The 17,003-nt window shown below is 35.2% G+C and carries 16 protein-coding genes and 3 pseudogenes; 11 read left to right on the top strand and 8 right to left on the bottom strand.

The window, feature by feature from the left end:
• The first annotated feature begins 110 nt into the window (after positions 1-110).
• From OPR60_RS01005 to OPR60_RS00985, 6 genes and pseudogenes are all read left to right on the top strand, one after another.
• Positions 111-1,529, top strand: a complete 1,419-nt coding sequence (locus OPR60_RS01005) for a hypothetical protein (protein WP_265039726.1) — start codon at positions 111-113, stop codon at positions 1,527-1,529.
• A gap of 489 nt (positions 1,530-2,018) precedes the next feature.
• A complete protein-coding gene (locus OPR60_RS01000) occupies positions 2,019-3,185 on the top strand; it encodes an aspartate kinase (protein WP_065094391.1) in 1,167 nt (388 codons plus the stop codon).
• Between the two features lie 91 nt (positions 3,186-3,276).
• Positions 3,277-3,480, top strand: a complete 204-nt coding sequence (locus OPR60_RS06740) for an IS5 family transposase (protein WP_007549940.1) — start codon at positions 3,277-3,279, stop codon at positions 3,478-3,480.
• A 119-nt stretch (positions 3,481-3,599) separates the two neighbouring features.
• On the top strand, positions 3,600-4,352 hold the full coding sequence (locus OPR60_RS00995; RefSeq protein WP_265039632.1) for an IS5 family transposase: 753 nt from the start codon (positions 3,600-3,602) through the stop codon (positions 4,350-4,352).
• Positions 4,353-4,382: 30 nt separating this feature from the next.
• Positions 4,383-5,660 carry an adenylosuccinate synthase gene (locus OPR60_RS00990; protein WP_265039722.1) on the top strand — a complete coding sequence of 426 codons (1,278 nt, stop codon included), beginning with the start codon at positions 4,383-4,385 and terminating at the stop codon, positions 5,658-5,660.
• A 103-nt stretch (positions 5,661-5,763) separates the two neighbouring features.
• A pseudogene (locus OPR60_RS00985) lies at positions 5,764-6,492 on the top strand (IS5 family transposase).
• A 332-nt stretch (positions 6,493-6,824) separates the two neighbouring features.
• Here the strand turns inward: OPR60_RS00985 and OPR60_RS00980 are convergent.
• The 3 genes from OPR60_RS00980 to OPR60_RS00970 all read right to left on the bottom strand — a co-directional run bounded on the left by OPR60_RS00980 (position 6,825) and on the right by OPR60_RS00970 (position 8,834).
• Entirely contained in the window at positions 6,825-7,637 is an 813-nt protein-coding gene (locus OPR60_RS00980) for a transposase (protein WP_265040287.1), read from the bottom strand.
• 76 nt (positions 7,638-7,713) lie between these two features.
• Positions 7,714-8,094 carry an RNA-dependent RNA polymerase family protein gene (locus OPR60_RS00975; protein ID WP_265039721.1) on the bottom strand — a complete coding sequence of 127 codons (381 nt, stop codon included), beginning with the start codon at positions 8,092-8,094 and terminating at the stop codon, positions 7,714-7,716.
• The gene (locus OPR60_RS00970) at positions 8,082-8,834 is read right to left on the bottom strand and encodes an IS5 family transposase (RefSeq protein ID WP_265039650.1); all 753 of its coding nucleotides are present in this window, start codon (positions 8,832-8,834) and stop codon (positions 8,082-8,084) included. The genes OPR60_RS00975 and OPR60_RS00970 overlap by 13 nt, the downstream gene beginning before the upstream one ends.
• A gap of 66 nt (positions 8,835-8,900) precedes the next feature.
• Here OPR60_RS00970 and OPR60_RS00965 point away from each other — a divergent pair, with 66 nt between their 5' ends.
• Entirely contained in the window at positions 8,901-9,650 is a 750-nt protein-coding gene (locus OPR60_RS00965; RefSeq protein WP_265039719.1) for a WH2 domain-containing protein, read from the top strand.
• 45 nt (positions 9,651-9,695) lie between these two features.
• Here the strand turns inward: OPR60_RS00965 and OPR60_RS00960 are convergent, their stop codons facing one another.
• Positions 9,696-9,920: a hypothetical protein gene (locus tag OPR60_RS00960; protein WP_265039718.1), complete on the bottom strand. Its 225-nt coding sequence runs from the start codon at positions 9,918-9,920 to the stop codon at positions 9,696-9,698.
• An 83-nt stretch (positions 9,921-10,003) separates the two neighbouring features.
• Here OPR60_RS00960 and proS point away from each other — a divergent pair, with 83 nt between their 5' ends.
• From proS to OPR60_RS00940, 4 genes are all read left to right on the top strand, one after another.
• The gene (gene proS, locus OPR60_RS00955; RefSeq protein ID WP_265039716.1) at positions 10,004-11,272 is read left to right on the top strand and encodes a proline--tRNA ligase; all 1,269 of its coding nucleotides are present in this window, start codon (positions 10,004-10,006) and stop codon (positions 11,270-11,272) included.
• The gene (locus OPR60_RS00950) at positions 11,269-11,649 is read left to right on the top strand and encodes a holo-[acyl-carrier-protein] synthase (protein WP_065094517.1); all 381 of its coding nucleotides are present in this window, start codon (positions 11,269-11,271) and stop codon (positions 11,647-11,649) included. Before proS ends, OPR60_RS00950 begins: the two co-directional genes overlap by 4 nt.
• Before the next feature lie 618 nt (positions 11,650-12,267).
• A complete protein-coding gene (locus OPR60_RS00945; RefSeq protein ID WP_265039650.1) occupies positions 12,268-13,020 on the top strand; it encodes an IS5 family transposase in 753 nt (250 codons plus the stop codon).
• Between the two features lie 105 nt (positions 13,021-13,125).
• A complete protein-coding gene (locus tag OPR60_RS00940; RefSeq protein ID WP_265039712.1) occupies positions 13,126-14,607 on the top strand; it encodes a proton-conducting transporter transmembrane domain-containing protein in 1,482 nt (493 codons plus the stop codon).
• Positions 14,608-14,613: 6 nt separating this feature from the next.
• Here the strand turns inward: OPR60_RS00940 and OPR60_RS00935 are convergent, their stop codons facing one another.
• From OPR60_RS00935 to OPR60_RS00920, 4 genes and pseudogenes are all read right to left on the bottom strand, one after another.
• A complete protein-coding gene (locus OPR60_RS00935; RefSeq protein ID WP_065094519.1) occupies positions 14,614-15,273 on the bottom strand; it encodes a conjugal transfer protein TraJ in 660 nt (219 codons plus the stop codon).
• 58 nt (positions 15,274-15,331) lie between these two features.
• Positions 15,332-15,852: pseudogene (locus tag OPR60_RS00930) on the bottom strand (hypothetical protein); the annotation flags it as partial.
• Between the two features lie 16 nt (positions 15,853-15,868).
• Positions 15,869-16,621 (bottom strand): IS5 family transposase, encoded by a 753-nt coding sequence (locus OPR60_RS00925; protein WP_265039632.1) that lies wholly within the window; start codon positions 16,619-16,621, stop codon positions 15,869-15,871.
• Between the two features lie 78 nt (positions 16,622-16,699).
• A pseudogene (locus tag OPR60_RS00920) lies at positions 16,700-16,978 on the bottom strand (hypothetical protein); the annotation flags it as partial.
• Positions 16,979-17,003: the final 25 nt, after the last annotated feature.

The following is a 17,003-nucleotide window of genomic DNA, read 5'->3' as shown; positions in this document are numbered from 1 at the left end:
TTCAATCGATCTTTTAACATAAAAACTTGCATTTTTCTCAATTTATTTCTAAAATAGATTATATTAACAAGTTATTAAGAGGAGGTTATGGATCCGAGGTTAAAAGCATTTTGGTTGTTTGTGGGTATGCTTTATTATTTGTTGCTTGTATCGCAGCATGGGTTCTGTTTTTATATTTAGCCAATATGTTTCTTCAATTCTTTTTTCCTCAAGTCTCAAGTGAACCAGCCATCGAATTAATTCTTAATATACTCTCTTTGGTCATGCTTGCTGTTTTCTTGGGTATATATATACTTTGCTCTATTTTTACAGAAAAGGTTACAAGTAGCTATCGATCTTTCAAAAATGAAAACGGTGATTATGATGCCTTTTCTGAAGTGTATCATGATCCAACAATAAGTGTAAGAGATAAAATCTTGCTTTTTTCTATATATTTAATATATTGGATACAGTTGCCATTTCTGTATTGTACTTTGAAGATACTTGCCGTTAATAGCTTACTGCAAGGATGGAAAGATGAAGGATTTTCACTACCTCTTCAAGCGTGTTTCATACTTATAAATGCTATATTACTGATTCCAGTAGCACTTCTTGAGTTAATAAAGTATCCATTGATAAAGCTCTTCTCACCTTTGGGTTGGAATGTAAAGCAGCTAAGCTTTTTGTTTAATGTAAGTGATGTGGGCACTGGCAGTCAAAGTGTTCATACTAGAAGTTTTGAGAAAAGCACCATTAAATGTGCTAAAGAATTAAAGGAAAAATATGGGACACCATCAAATGAGTTAGATGAAGAGTTTAAAAGTTATATAAACGGTTTAACAAGTGAGCAAAAATACTGGATAGAACCTTATCTAAGATTGGATGATTATGAGATTGGGAAGTGGGTAAATTGGGTGGATTCACGAACCGGATTGACACCGACACAGGCTATAAATTTAGTTTTAATTGCAGCAAGAGAGCAAAATGCAGACGTAGAACATTTGAAAGTTACATTACTGGTTCGCTTTCGTGAAAGTAAACGCAAATGTGGTCCTGGAATGCTTATCCGCATCATTTATGCATTAAGTAGCCTTGAAGCAAAAAACAACTTTGCAGCTCTACTAGAGCCTCGGTCAATAGGAAAGTTGGCTGGTAATGCTACTAAAAGATTTTTTGAGAGATATATGGACAAGCATTACTATAAGATAAAAGTTTTGAAAGAAAATTTTGATGATTTGTATTCACCAGGTTCTGAGGTGGATTTAAGCAGCGTGAGTGATGAAGTAAAGGATGGCATTTCTTATACAAGAGATGCTATAAAAGAATTTGTGTTTAAGGAATTATATGTAATGTTTTATAACGGCTATGGAAAAAAAGGTATTAGAAGAAGTGAGATAAAGCAAAAACTAAGGGAATTAATAACAAATGAAATTGTAGATGCGGCAATATACTCTGAAATAGATGAGATAGAAATTCCTCCAGAACCACCTACTTATCTTGAAAAAGTAAAAACATTTTTTGGAGGTCATGCAAGGTCTTCTGCTGCTTAGTGGTTTAATTCGTGCTATATAGCTAAACTGACTTAAATTTACTGACAATTTTAAAACAACAAATTCGTCATTCCGCTACTAGTTAGCGGAATCTATACCGCGAATGAATCCATAGCTGTACGAACATTGTGATTTGAGAGCAATTTCCACAAGGGAGGATGTCATTCCAGTGCTTTGGCACTGGAATCCAGCCTTTATTATGCAGCTATCTGGTGTACTTATTTAAAATTAAGTTTTCTGGATCTCAGTGCCAAAGCACTGGGATGACACCCTTCCTGGCGGAGATTATTCTCAAATCACAATGTTCGTACAGTTATGGGCTTGACCATAGGATCCAGTCTAAAAAATCTGGATTCCAGCGTCACGCGCTGGAATGACAACTTAAATTGTTCAATACAATCATAAAATTTGTTTCAGTAAACCTAATTTGGGTTAGCTATATCTCTACAAAAACTATATTTTTCTTCAGAAGAGAGTTATATTGTAACTATGGACAAAATAATCATAAAAAAATTTGGTGGGACTTCGCTAACTGATTTAAACCGAGTTGCAAATTTGATAAAAAACGATATTGAGAAAGGTTGTAATGTAATCGTTGTTGTATCTGCTGTTGCAGGATTTACTGACCAAATGGCTTTTCAGGCTAGGCAAATCTCAAATTTAAGTTGCAGACAAGAGTTATCAGAGTATGACGTTATGCTTTCAGCAGGAGAACAAATCTCTTGCGGTCTATTAGCTATCACTCTCCAATCGATCAGAGTTAATGCTAAATCATGGCTTGCCTGGCAGTTACCAATTGTAACTGATGATTTTTATTCTGAGTCTAAAATAAAAACAATAAAGATTGACCGTGTGAAAAGATCTTTTGCTGAGGGTTATACTGCTGCGATCATCGCTGGTTTTCAGGGTATAAATGATGATAGAATCACTACTTTTGGAAGAGGAGGCTCTGATATATCAGCAGTTGCCTTCGCGATAGCCTTTGGTGTTAGAGCTTGCGAAATTTTTACTGATATTGATGGAATATATACAGCAGACCCGAGAATTGTTCCAAAGGCACGCAAGCTCAAATTTATCTCTTACGATGAAATGTTGGAAATGTCGTCATCTGGTGCTAAAATACTGCATAATCGTTCAGTACAACTTGCAATGAAACATAACATTAAAGTGCAAGTGCTATCCACTTTTAAGGAAGTAGAAGGCACCACAGTGCTACACAAAAGGGATGTACTAGAGAGATACTTAATTACTGGAATAGCTTATAGCACTAATGAAGCTCTTGTAACTTTCACTAACCTTGCAAATAACTTGCGTACTTTAAGAGATATAGCAGGAGCAAACGTTAAAATTGATATGATACATGGGTCAAGTTTTGTTATCTCCAAATTTGATATTGATTTAATGGAAAAGTTACTGAATAAGAATGAAAATTATGCTATAAACGATAATGTAGCTAAAATTTCAATAATTGGTATTGGTGTTATGTCTAACACTGAAGTGATGCACCGCACACTCAAGGTTTTAAGCGAAAAAAAGATAGAAATACTTGCTATCACAACATCTGAAATCAAAATCAGTATAATTGTTCAAAAAGAATACGCTGTAGCTTTAGTCAAAGATTTACATACTGAGTATGAGCTTGATATGCAGCACTAGGATAGGCTTGACGTCCAGTTGTCTAAGAGTATGTCTTGAAAAGGAATGAGGAAAAAAATATGATAGTGTAAGTAAAAAATAGGAGGGAAAATTGTATCCAAGTGATATAAGTGATAAGGAATGGGAAATTTTGGAGCCACATGTTGCACAAGGAAAGATAGGGAGGCCAAGAAAGCACAATATCAGAACAATTATTAATGCAATAAGGTATATAATGAGAGGTGGTTGTCAATGGAGAATGCTGCCGAAAGATTTTCCTCCATGGAAGACGGTGTATGACTATTTTCTCAGGTGACGTAGTAATGGCAAATTGGAAAAAATACATAATATGCTAGGCTCTGTGGACAAAAAATATGAAAAGAGAGAAAAAGATGGTAGTTTAGCCTAATAGGTAAAAAATGGAGAAACTACCATATGCAATATTACATCAAAGAGGAAAATTGGAAACAAATTTTAGAGTTCATAAAAAGCGTAAAAGGAATGCACAGCAAAGATGAAAAACGTTTAAGAATATTCATAGAGGCAGTGTGGTACATAGTGCGAAGTGGTTGCCAATGGAGACTTTTACCAAAAACTTATGGTAATTACAGGAGTATACATAAGCGATTTAAAAGATGGTGTGAAAGAGATGTCTGGAAAAAATTGCTTGAATATACTAAACAAGAGCCTGATTTAGAAGTTGCTATAATCGACGGTACGATCATCCGAGCCCATCCATGTTCATCTGGATATACAAAAAACTCCAAGGATCAAGAAGCTTTAGGGAGGAGCAAAGGTGGCTTTACAACTAAAATACATGCGCTTGTCGATGCACTTGGAAATCCACTTAAATTTACTCTGACTCCTGGTCAAAGAAATGAAATTACGCAGGCACAAGTGTTGACCGAAAGTATCTATAACTCTACTGTAGTAGCTGACAAGGGCTACGATAGCAATGCCTTTGTTACAAGTCTTGAAGACAAGGGATGTACAGTAGTTATTCCGCCAAAACGGAATCGAAAAGTGCAAAGGTATTACGATGAGCATATCTACAAAGAACGTCATTTGATTGAGTGTTTTTTTGGTAAAATTAAAAATTTTAGGCGCATTTTTTCCAGATTTGATAAAACTGCTGAGGTTTTTATTGGTTTTCTCAATTTTGTTGGAGCTCTTGTATGGCTTCTCTAAAATTTTGTCCACAGAGCCTAGAAAATAATGATGAATAATATTGTAATTGTTGGTCTGCAATGGGGTGACGAAGGCAAGGGTAAAATAGTAGATTATCTTTCTGAGAATGCAGATGTAGTTGTGAGATTTCAGGGAGGAAATAATGCAGGGCACACTATAGTAGTAGATGATGAGGTTTATAAATTAAATTTACTGCCCTCTGCTGTTTTGAGAACGGGCAAAATATCTATCATAGGAAATGGCGTTGCTCTTGATTCACACGCTCTAATCTCAGAAATAGAGTCATTGAAAGTTAAAGGAGTAGACGTAAACTATAACAACTTGATGGTATCCGAGAGCTGCCCATTAATACTTAGCGTACATAAGGACAAGGAAAAGCTATTTGAAGATTTAAATGGAAATCACAAAATTGGTACAACAAACAAAGGGATAGGGCCATGTTATGAAGATAAAGTTGGCAGGAGAGCTATACGCCTTTGTGACTTAGAAAACGCAGATGAGCTCAATAAAAGAGTGGATACTCTTTTGAATTATCACAATGCTATCAGGAAAGGCCTTAACTACCAGGTGGTTAAAAAAGAAGAAATATTAAAGGAAATTCGAGAGATTTCAGAAAAAATTCTTCCATATAAAAAACCTGTATGGAAGATATTAAATGACTTGATGAAAGAAGGTAAGAAAATAATATTTGAAGGCGCCCAAGGTACATTTTTAGATATCGACCACGGAACTTACCCTTTTGTTACTTCAAGCAATACTGTAGCGTCGCAAGCAATAACAGGCTCAGGATTAGCCTACAATGCTTACATTATTGGTGTGGCAAAAGCTTATACAACAAGAGTGGGCAATGGTCCATTCCCTACTGAGCAAAAGAACGAAGTGGGGAATAGCTTATTTACTATAGGCAAGGAGCTTGGAACAGTGAGCAATAGAAGAAGGCGTTGCGGATGGTTCGATGCGGTTTTAGTGCGCCAGGCCGTACAACTCTCTGGAGTTTCAAGCATTGTATTAACCAAATTAGATGTGCTTGATTCTTTTGATACAATTAAAATATGCACTGATTACAAGTACAGCGGGAAAATGTATGATTATTTACCCGCATCACATTCAATACAAGAGGAATTAGAGCCAATATATGAAGAATTTCCTGGCTGGAAGGAAAACACTCAAGGTAAAAGGTCGATTGAAGCATTGCCTATTAATTTAATAAAATATATAGACAGGTTAGAAAAATTAATAGGTGTACCAATTCATCTAATCTCAACTAGTCCAAAGAGAGAGGATGTTATTAAGCTTAAAGATTTCTAAAAACGTCTTTGTATCTTAGAGCCTGTACGTAATCTCAAAAAAGAGATAAAGTGAGAGGATAAAGTATATAAAGTAGGATATGCGAAGTTTATAACCAAGTGACATAAGTCGAGAAAAGTTTGAGATTATTGTAGCAGATCTGGAATCTTGCAGAAAGAAGACAAAACCAAGAACACTTGATTTACATGATGTATTTTGTGGAGTGTTATACGTGTTAAAAAGTGGTTGCCAGTGGAGAATGGTATCAAAAGAGTTCCCAAAATGGCGCAATTGTTACGACTATTTTAAGAAGTGGAGTGAAAAACCAGATGCAAATAAAGAAAGTGTTCTGGAGCTGGTATTAAAAAAAAATAATTGCGACAAAACAATGGTCGGAAAAGCTTCTGCATAATTGATGCACAGAGTATAAAAAATGCAGATACTGCTGAAGCTATGATGCAGGCAAGAAGATTTCAGGGCCGTATTGCAGTAGATACGCAAGCATGCAATTTATACAACAACAGCAGAGATAACTGACCGTAGCAGTGCTGTGAGAATGGTCGAAAATGCAAAAGAAAACCTCTCGGGAGTTAAAAATGTACTGGTTGATGCAGGCTATACTGGAGAGAATTTTGTAACTCAAATAAAAACGATTATTGGTGCAACCGTTGAAGTGATCAAAAGAAATGAATTACGTTCCTTTGTTGTATTGCCCAAAAGATGGGTTGTGGAGCGATCTTTTGCTTGGTTAGAAAAATGTAGAAGATTGTGGAAAAATTGTGAGCGAAAACTCAATACTAGCCTACAAATGGTAGTTCTGGCTTTCACTGCCTTACTTCTGAAAAAATTATGAACAGGCTCTTACTAACTCTTATCTAATAAAAAAAATACTTGTGTAACTTCGAATAGTCTATTATGCAAGACAGCAGTATAAACATGTAGTAAGAAATGTATAATGAAAAATAAAAGCTCAAGTTTAACACTTGCAGTTATTTTTACACAATTAAGTAATCATAAAAGTTAGTGTAGGACGAGGTTATACAGTTTGATTTCTTTTGATATATGTTAATTGATATAATATAAATATAGTTAAGGAGGCGTATTATGACTGGAAGTTTGGCTAAAGACCTGCTGCGAATCAAGCGATAAAAAAAAGGAAAGGAGGGTGAATAAAATCAAGGTTAACTAAAAGGCGTGCTTAAGATTTACAATACCAGCAATAATATTGAACCTCAAGTTATATTTTTTCTGAAAATTGCGATAAACATTCGACATAATCTTAAATATCTTTATCTCTCGGATCTTATTTTCTACTCTCATTCTAAATGATGCTAACCTTCTATTATGCTCTTTCTGCTCTGGAGTTAATGGCTTTTTACGATACTTTTTATATGGAATTATAACATTGCTTTGCAATTTTTGCCAACCTTGATATCCAGAATCAGCATGTTTTATGCTATCAAGTGGTAAATATTTTTCTTGTTTCCTTATGCGAAAATCACTAATTCTACCACGGTATGACTTTGACACTGATAAAATTCTTCCTCCTTCTTCGATAATAATCTCAGTTTTCATAGTGTTGGTTCTTTTTTTTCCTGAATATGATTTCTTCCGTTTTTTACTATCTTCTGGCCTCTGTATTTGCTGTTCTGTAACATCAGCCAAAATCTTCAGTATTTTTTCTGGCGTCATACTTCTATCTTTTGTTATAGTCACTTTTTTGGCGAGTAATGGCTCTATTCTCTTAAGTAACCTACATACATTTGCGTTGTGCACATTGAATAGGCATCCTAAAAATCTATGTGTTATGTAAGTGCGATAGTACAAAATTACGCAAAACAACTTATCTTCCAGAGTTGGTAGTTTTGATCTTCTACCATGACACTTTTTCTGTTTTTCAAGTTTTTTCCATCCAGACCTCACTTTTTCTACTACTTTTTCGAACTCCTCTATACTTAAACCTGTTATATTACGAAAGTTTCTTGGGTGTTTTTTCATATTATAGTAACTAAAGCTCATTTTTTTTCCTTACTTGATCTGCTTATTCTTCTTCTACCCCTCTCACATCATTTTTTCAATCACCTTTTGCAGCAGGTCTTATGGCATCTAATGCTGACTTATTTGGCCTATAACCATATGAATCCTCATCAAATACCTTCTCAAGTTCTGGTTCTAAAATACTTCTCACCACTTCCTGTGCTATACGATCGGCAACAGTTGGTATCCCAAGTGTCCTTGTTCCTCCTTCTGTCTTAATTATATCACAAGCCTTGACTGCTGGTGGAAAATAACTACCAGAAGATAGCCTATTCCATAGCTTGTAAAGGTTCTTGCTTAAGTCTTGATCAAACTTTTCAATTGTTAGATCATCAATACCTGCTCCTCCTCTGTTTTCTTTAACTCTTTTATAAGCCGAAAACACTAGGCTCTGTGGACAAAATTTTAGAGAAGCCATACAAGAGCTCCAACAAAATTGAGAAAACCAATAAAAACCTCAGCAGTTTTATCAAATCTGGAAAAAATGCGCCTAAAATTTTTAATTTTACCAAAAAAACACTCAATCAAATGACGTTCTTTGTAGATATGCTCATCGTAATACCTTTGCACTTTTCGATTCCGTTTTGGCGGAATAACTACTGTACATCCCTTGTCTTCAAGACTTGTAACAAAGGCATTGCTATCGTAGCCCTTGTCAGCTACTACAGTAGAGTTATAGATACTTTCGGTCAACACTTGTGCCTGCGTAATTTCATTTCTTTGACCAGGAGTCAGAGTAAATTTAAGTGGATTTCCAAGTGCATCGACAAGCGCATGTATTTTAGTTGTAAAGCCACCTTTGCTCCTCCCTAAAGCTTCTTGATCCTTGGAGTTTTTTGTATATCCAGATGAACATGGATGGGCTCGGATGATCGTACCGTCGATTATAGCAACTTCTAAATCAGGCTCTTGTTTAGTATATTCAAGCAATTTTTTCCAGACATCTCTTTCACACCATCTTTTAAATCGCTTATGTATACTCCTGTAATTACCATAAGTTTTTGATAAAAGTCTCCATTGGCAACCACTTCGCACTATGTACCACACTGCCTCTATGAATATTCTTAAACGTTTTTCATCTTTGCTGTGCATTCCTTTTACGCTTTTTATGAACTCTAAAATTTGTTTCCAATTTTCCTCTTTGATGTAATATTGCATATGGTAGTTTCTCCATTTTTTACCTATTAGGCTAAACTACCATCTTTTTCTCTCTTTTCATATTTTTTGTCCACAGAGCCTAGAGATGATAATAAGAAAGAATTAGGTCTTAATGGACAGAAATTCGGCCATACTCCATCTCAAGAACCACAAAAATTTGTGTGTAAAAATTGTACTAATCTGGAGAATAAATCAAATGTACCTACTCCTCAATCACCTCCAGTAACGTTTGGAACACAACCAAATCCAAGTGCCAATATGCTACAGCCGCCGCCTCCTCCTCTATCAAGCTGTGCACCACCACCACCTCCTCCTATGCCAACTCCTGAGCAATTGAATCAAGCAAGTGGTGCAGTACCTCCACCACCACCACCTCCTCCTCAAAATTCATCAACTCAACAGGGTAGTAATGATTTACTTAATAGTATAAAAAAAGCTGGCGGTAAGGCAGGTATAAGCAAAGAACAGAAAAAAGCACGCGATGAAAAATTAAAACAAAATAGGGAAAAACGAGAAAAGAATAGTGAAGGTGAGCAAACAGATTCCAAAAATGCTTTATTTGCAAAAATAAGAGGAGGTTTTACATTGAAACCAGTTAATAAAAATCAACAAAGCCCTGAGAAGAGTACTCCAAAAACAAAGTGTGATATGGCTTCTATTCTTGCAAGGAGAATAGCCATTGAATTCTCAGATAGTGAAAGTGAGCATTCTGATTCTATTAGCGATTCAGGTTGGACTACAGATGAAAGCAAAGACAAACAGAAAGAGATAGAGCAGGAAAAAATCTACGCCTTCAAATTCCCAATCAGACAATAAAAAAGGAACAAGCACTCCCGAGAGTGGTTATAGATCTGATGATGATCAACAATATCCTGAAACTGCAGCTCCGCCAAGCCACCAACCAAATACAAAAAAGCCACCGATACCGCCTAAGCCTGTTAATTTAAAAACGAAACCTGAAGCTCCTCCTGCAACAACAGTGACTGAAGTGAAAGACTCATCTACTTCTCTTGTTAAGGGTCTCATGGCAAAGTTTGATAAAGAAGCGTCTCCATGCCAAAGACAATTTGTTGCACGGGGAAGCACCACGCACTTCCCTTCTTTTTCAAAATAAGTTTACCTACAGGTCTGATTGTATTAAGATTGCTTAATACAATCAGATCTATTATATGCGTTTATCCAAGTATTACTTACCAACTCTAAAGGAAAAGCCTGCCCATGCTAAAATTATCTCCCATCAATATTCTTTACGTGCAGGTTTAATAAAGCAGATAGCATCTGGCATTTATTCCTGGTTACCACTTGGTCTCTTAGTGCTTAAAAATATTGAAGACATCATCAGAGATGAAATGGATAAATCTGGCGCTATTGAAGTGTTAATGCCTTGTGTGCAACCAGCAAATCTTTGGCGAGAATCAGGGCGTTACGATGATTACGGTAAGGAAATGTTGCGTATAAAGGATAGGTATGAGGAAGATATGCTTTTTGGTCCAACACACGAGGAAGTAGCAACTGATTTGATTAGAAATACGGTAAAAAGTTACAAAGATTTGCCGCTTTGTTTATATCAAATTCAGTGGAAGTTTCGTGACGAAGTAAGGCCGCGTTATGGCGTTATGAGAGGCAGAGAATTTCTGATGAAGGATGCGTATAGTTTTGATGTAGATTACGAAGGTGCACTGAATTCATATAATTTGATGTACAAAACTTACATAAAAATCTTCAAACGCATGGGACTTACTCCAATTGGAGTTAGGGCAGATACTGGGCCAATTGGAGGAAATTTGAGCCACGAGTTTCATATATTGGCAAACACTGGTGAGAGCACTTTATATTATGACAATAAATTTTCTGAACTACTAGAGAGTGAAGATATTGAAAGTTTAAAGAGTATATACGCAGTTGCAGATGATATGCATAATCCTGAGACTTGCCCTATATCACAAGAACAGTTAAATGTTAGTAAGGGTATTGAAATAGGGCATATTTTTTATTTTGGCGACAAATACTCAAAGCCTATGAAGGCAAGTGTTACTTCTCAAGATGGAAAAAATGTCAATATACATATGGGTTCGTATGGTATTGGGGTTTCAAGGCTTGTTGGTGCAATAATAGAAGCTTTTCATGATGATAAAGGAATTATCTGGCCAGAATCGGTGGCTCCTTTCAGAATTGGTTTAATCAATTTACAAACGAAAGTACCGGAGGCTGCAGATAAAATATACAAAGCTTTGAAAAGCGATGAAGTGCTTTACGATGATACGGAAGGGAGTGTAGGAGTAAAATTTTCTAGAATGGATCTGATAGGCTTGCCGTGGCAAATAATTGTCGGAAAGAAAGCAGTAAGTGAAAATATAGTTGAAGTAAAAAATAGAGCAACTGGAGAGGTAAAGGAAATGCAAATTGAGGAAGCAATAAATCACTTTAGCGCAAAATGATACACGGTATCGGCACTGACATAGTATATATACCAAGAATATTGAGAATATTACAAAAATACGGGGAAAAATTTCTCAATAGAATCTACACTGAAAAGGAAATAGAGCTAAGTAGAAAGTATAATAGTCAAGAAATGCGAGCAAGGTATTTTGCTAAACGCTTTGCAGCAAAGGAGGCTTTTATTAAAGCACTAGGCAGTGGTCAGGGTATTACAATGAAAGGTATAGAAATATATAGCGATGTAAGAGGAAAACCATATATTGCTGTCAGAAAGGATTTCATCTCAAAGGACTACAAGATTCATCTTTCTCTGAGTGACGATGGAGATTACGCTACTGCATTTGTTATAATTTGCGTCTATAGCTCACACAGATAAAGTTTACTCTTTTGTCATCCTATGCACAACTGTATGAACATTGCAATTTGGGCCTACCAGGAGGGCAATGCCTCTTATCCAAGTACCCTCTCTTGTCATTCCAGTCTGGGATCCAGGAATTTTATTAAGTTGGTAAGCATAAAAGTAGCCGTTTTATGTTAAAACACAACGTTCTTGATGAGATTACGGCAAGGCTGGATTCCAGACTGGAATGACAAAGTTACCCAAGTAGCCTCTTTCTTGTCATCCCAGTGCTTGACACTGGGATCTCATTTTACTTTATGATGATGTCATGAAAGTAGCTTTCCATCCAAAAGGGTGTCATTCCAGTCTGGAATCCAGACTTTAATTGTTATACTTGTAAATAAGTCTGGTGCAAATAAACGTTCATCTCAAAATGCAGTATTTTTGTTGAAATAGCTCAACTGGATTCCAGTGTCAAGCACTGGAATGACACCATTTGCTGTGCAATTTACCTTCAAAAATGAATGTTCATACAGCTATGGAATGAATCGCGGTATAGCTATAGCATATACTAGGCTCTGTGGACAAAAAATATGAAAAGAGAGAAAAAGATGGTAGTTTAGCCTAATAGGTAAAAAATGGAGAAACTACCATATGCAATATTACATCAAAGAGGAAAATTGGAAACAAATTTTAGAGTTCATAAAAAGCGTAAAAGGAATGCACAGCAAAGATGAAAAACGTTTAAGAATATTCATAGAGGCAGTGTGGTACATAGTGCGAAGTGGTTGCCAATGGAGACTTTTATCAAAAACTTATGGTAATTACAGGAGTATACATAAGCGATTTAAAAGATGGTGTGAAAGAGATGTCTGGAAAAAATTGCTTGAATATACTAAACAAGAGCCTGATTTAGAAGTTGCTATAATCGACGGTACGATCATCCGAGCCCATCCATGTTCATCTGGATATACAAAAAACTCCAAGGATCAAGAAGCTTTAGGGAGGAGCAAAGGTGGCTTTACAACTAAAATACATGCACTTGTCGATGCACTTGGAAATCCACTTAAATTTACTCTGACTCCTGGTCAAAGAAATGAAATTACGCAGGCACAAGTGTTGACCGAAAGTATCTATAACTCTACTGTAGTAGCTGACAAGGGCTACGATAGCAATGCCTTTGTTACAAGTCTTGAAGACAAGGGATGTACAGTAGTTATTCCGCCAAAACGGAATCGAAAAGTGCAAAGGTATTACGATGAGCATATCTACAAAGAACGTCATTTGATTGAGTGTTTTTTTGGTAAAATTAAAAATTTTAGGCGCATTTTTTCCAGATTTGATAAAACTGCTGAGGTTTTTATTGGTTTTCTCAATTTTGTTGGAGCTCTTGTATGGCTTCTCTAAAATTTTGTCCACAGAGCCTAGCAACTAGTTTACCAAAAAAACATAGCAGTTTTTCTATGATTTGAGTATAATTCCAGCTTTACCTAAACAGAAAATTTAATGTTAATGTATCTTTCCTTACCATTTTTTATTACTGAGAATTATTTATTAATTACTGCGTTGATTCCACTTTTAAGTGCGTTAGCTATTTTTTTTACTGGTAAATGGTCCAGAGTGAACAATAGTATTACTGTCACTTCTTCTCTACTTCTGTTTGCGTATACGTGTCTGTGCACTTTATATTGGGTGTATGGTGATCATTCTCAATTTATCCTCATGGATTTTGGTAATAATTTGCATATTAGTTTAAAGCTAGAGTCTAGTGGAGTGATATTCAGTTTATTAATATCATTTTTGTGGATACTAACCAGTATATATGCAATATGTTATATGCAGAATAACTATGCTGATAGCAATCACTCAAGTTTTCTATGCTTTTTTTCAATATCGATTAGCTGTACAATGTTTATTGCTTTTTCTGGAGATTTGCTTACTACATTTGTCTTTTATGAGCTTCTAACTATTAGTACATACCCCCTGGTTACTTACAACTCAACAAATGAATCAATGATTGCAGGGCGCTATTACTTTGGCGTGCTATTTTTCTCTTCTTTGGTATTATTTTTTCCTGCAATAGGCCTTTTATATAATGAATTTCATACTTTAGACTTTGTAAGTGGTGGAATATTCAAATTTGATACTTCACTCAGCACTTTTATTGCGGTGTGTTTTGCTATGCTGATTTACGGAATAGGAAAAGCTGCATTAATGCCAATGCATTTTTGGTTACCAAAAGCAATGGTTGCACCAACTCCTGTAAGCGCACTACTGCATGCTGTTGCTGTTGTGAAATCCGGAGTTTTCATCATCATAAAAGTTATATTATACACTTTCGGTGTCGGTAACATGCAACGTTTTGCGCAGCAAAGTTGGTTTGCTGGAGGGTGGCTTCCGTACGCTGCTGGATTTACTATTATTACTGCATCATTGATTGCATTAAAGCAAAAAGAATTAAAGAAATTGCTTGCTTACTCTACCATCTCTCAATTGTCGTATATTATATTATTCGCTTCAATTTTTAGTGAGCTCAGCATGAGAGTTGCAATTTTTCAATTAGTTTGCCACGCATTTGCAAAAATCACTTTGTTTTTCGTTGCAGGTAGCATAATAACGAAAACAGGCGAGAAATATATAGATAAGATTCACGGTATAGGACGCAGTATGCCAATTAGCATGACAGCATTTGCTATAGGTGCATTGTCTATGATAGGGGTGCCGCCTGCTCCGACTTTTTGGGGTAAATTTCTCATTTTTCAAGCTGTTTTCAACTCTGGCAATGTAATACTTTCTGTGTTTGTAACTTTAGTGTTAATTGTTAGTACTATACTCAACGCTCTGTACTTTTTACCGATGATTTACAATGCCTTTTTCTTAAAACCTTCTCAGAATTACTTCATTAAAAAAACGCCAATTCTTCTAGTTTTACCTCCAGTTATTACTGCTATGTGCACTTTGGTTATTTTTTTTAGCTACCAAGTAATATTTTAAATGTGATTATCTGTATTTATAACCATTAACAATAAATTTAAATGGTATTATACCAGCCAGAGTTGCTTTTATATTCGACAAAGTGAAGCTAATCTCCACAGTATCCTCCTTATTTTGCTCGGTTGTAAAAACTACAGTAGCATTTCCAGCAAATGTAACTAAGTCCTTGGTCGATCGATCAATAGATAATGTTATTACATTTATGTTGGCGATTTTTCTTTTAGATAAAGACAAATTACCAGCTTCATTATTCGTTTTTTCCTGAAAGCCTTGATAGATTTTATGTATAGAATTGTTTCTTATAAAATTTTCTTGGTACTTCGGTTCAACGATCTTAATGGACTCGTATATTTCAATGTATTTACTTATTAAGTACCTCGCTGTGGAAGTGTATTCATCTTCCTTTTTACTGAAACTAAGCTTATGCATTGCAGAGAACTCATCTTCTGTGTGGTTCATATACTTCACAAAATTTAAATCTTTTTTAATAGGAAATAACAGGTATATGTTTAATGTTAATAAACATATACCTACTAGGAGAAGCGATACTATTAATGCCATCCAAGATCTTTCTGCTACACAAAACAGATACCTATGGCAATACCATTCGACTGCTTTACTGAAATAACTTTTGTTTTTTACTGATTCAAGCAATTTATCTTCCATAACACAATGCTACCAAATCCAATTATAATAACAACAAAATTAGATACTCTAAAAAACTTTAAAATATGTCTAAATTTTCCAAAATAGGATGAATGATTATATCACCTTGTTCCGCAATAAGGTAGAATTTGTCGATTTTGCTCACATCTATATTTATCATTTTATACTGAAATTTTCAGGATTGTAAATATTACTTTCAGCACTTTTGTGATAATTATAATAATGTAATTTATTTTGATCATCAAAATAACCAAATTCATCAGCGAGGGTTCCCACTTTGCTACCTTTACCATCTTTGACTAGCCTAAATAGATCAATTGCGTGGTTTTGAGATCCAGGCTCAATAGGACCTTCTGCAGCAAAAAACTTAGGTGCATGACCAACATATTCCTTAAATTTTAGATTATGAGTCTTTTTTACACTACCAAAATCCACAAATTTATATTCATCTGAAACGCCAGAATATTGTGGATCATACTTTTTATATTCAAAAAACTCATTACCTAAAAAATTACAAAACGTTAATTTATAATTATCATGATCGGATTTAACGACTTTAAGGTAATGAAAATCTCTAGGCTCTGTGGACAAAATTTTAGAGAAGCCATACAAGAGCTCCAACAAAATTGAGAAAACCAATAAAAACCTCAGCAGTTTTATCAAATCTGGAAAAAATGCGCCTAAAATTTTTAATTTTACCAAAAAAACACTCAATCAAATGACGTTCTTTGTAGATATGCTCATCGTAATACCTTTGCACTTTTCGATTCCGTTTTGGCGGAATAACTACTGTACATCCCTTGTCTTCAAGACTTGTAACAAAGGCATTGCTATCGTAGCCCTTGTCAGCTACTACAGTAGAGTTATAGATACTTTCGGTCAACACTTGTGCCTGCGTAATTTCATTTCTTTGACCAGGAGTCAGAGTAAATTTAAGTGGATTTCCAAGTGCATCGACAAGCGCATGTATTTTAGTTGTAAAGCCACCTTTGCTCCTCCCTAAAGCTTCTTGATCCTTGGAGTTTTTTGTATATCCAGATGAACATGGATGGGCTCGGATGATCGTACCGTCGATTATAGCAACTTCTAAATCAGGCTCTTGTTTAGTATATTCAAGCAATTTTTTCCAGACATCTCTTTCACACCATCTTTTAAATCGCTTATGTATACTCCTGTAATTACCGTAAGTTTTTGGTAAAAGTCTCCATTGGCAACCACTTCGCACTATGTACCACACTGCCTCTATGAATATTCTTAAACGTTTTTCATCTTTGCTGTGCATTCCTTTTACGCTTTTTATGAACTCTAAAATTTGTTTCCAATTTTCCTCTTTGATGTAATATTGCATATGGTAGTTTCTCCATTTTTTACCTATTAGGCTAAACTACCATCTTTTTCTCTCTTTTCATATTTTTTGTCCACAGAGCCTAGGAATCTTTACTTCCTCTTCCGTAATATGATTACGTACAACAAGCTCATCATTTAGCATATGATAGCCAATTTTTGGCAAAGTAGCTATATTGATTGTCTTGTTTAGCTTAAAATTTGCTTCATAAATGCCACTTAACAACTCCTTTCCTTTTTCTAGGGTTACGTCTTGATCTGAAGCTATATTCTTAATTAAGCTTAATTTTTTCTGCATGTTCAATATGGCTTTCGTCAAAACTTCTATTGATTGCCATACAGTTAATTTATTATCAGTCAAATTATATACTTCGAGTATTAAATTA

It is taken from the genome of Wolbachia endosymbiont (group A) of Trypoxylon clavicerum, from assembly GCF_947251665.1.
GTDB lineage: Bacteria > Pseudomonadota > Alphaproteobacteria > Rickettsiales > Anaplasmataceae > Wolbachia > Wolbachia pipientis.
Note: the sequence above shows the minus strand (reverse complement) of the source record. Positions and strands in the feature narration are given on the sequence as shown.

What these genes read in the sequence shown, in the direction of transcription:
- OPR60_RS00980 (WP_265040287.1), bottom strand. Translation starts at nt 7,637, where the DNA reads ATGAAAAAACACCCAAGAAACTTTCGTAATATAACAGGTTTAAGTATA.
- OPR60_RS00975 (WP_265039721.1), bottom strand. Translation starts at nt 8,094, where the DNA reads ATGGCTTCTCTAAAATTTTGTCCACAGAGCCTAGTGTTTTCGGCTTAT.
- OPR60_RS01000 (WP_065094391.1), top strand. Translation starts at nt 2,019, where the DNA reads ATGGACAAAATAATCATAAAAAAATTTGGTGGGACTTCGCTAACTGAT.
- OPR60_RS00945 (WP_265039650.1), top strand. Translation starts at nt 12,268, where the DNA reads ATGCAATATTACATCAAAGAGGAAAATTGGAAACAAATTTTAGAGTTC.
- OPR60_RS00990 (WP_265039722.1), top strand. Translation starts at nt 4,383, where the DNA reads ATGAATAATATTGTAATTGTTGGTCTGCAATGGGGTGACGAAGGCAAG.
- proS (WP_265039716.1), top strand. Translation starts at nt 10,004, where the DNA reads ATGCGTTTATCCAAGTATTACTTACCAACTCTAAAGGAAAAGCCTGCC.
- OPR60_RS00995 (WP_265039632.1), top strand. Translation starts at nt 3,600, where the DNA reads ATGCAATATTACATCAAAGAGGAAAATTGGAAACAAATTTTAGAGTTC.
- OPR60_RS00935 (WP_065094519.1), bottom strand. Translation starts at nt 15,273, where the DNA reads ATGGAAGATAAATTGCTTGAATCAGTAAAAAACAAAAGTTATTTCAGT.
- OPR60_RS00940 (WP_265039712.1), top strand. Translation starts at nt 13,126, where the DNA reads ATGTATCTTTCCTTACCATTTTTTATTACTGAGAATTATTTATTAATT.
- OPR60_RS00970 (WP_265039650.1), bottom strand. Translation starts at nt 8,834, where the DNA reads ATGCAATATTACATCAAAGAGGAAAATTGGAAACAAATTTTAGAGTTC.
- OPR60_RS00925 (WP_265039632.1), bottom strand. Translation starts at nt 16,621, where the DNA reads ATGCAATATTACATCAAAGAGGAAAATTGGAAACAAATTTTAGAGTTC.
- OPR60_RS00950 (WP_065094517.1), top strand. Translation starts at nt 11,269, where the DNA reads ATGATACACGGTATCGGCACTGACATAGTATATATACCAAGAATATTG.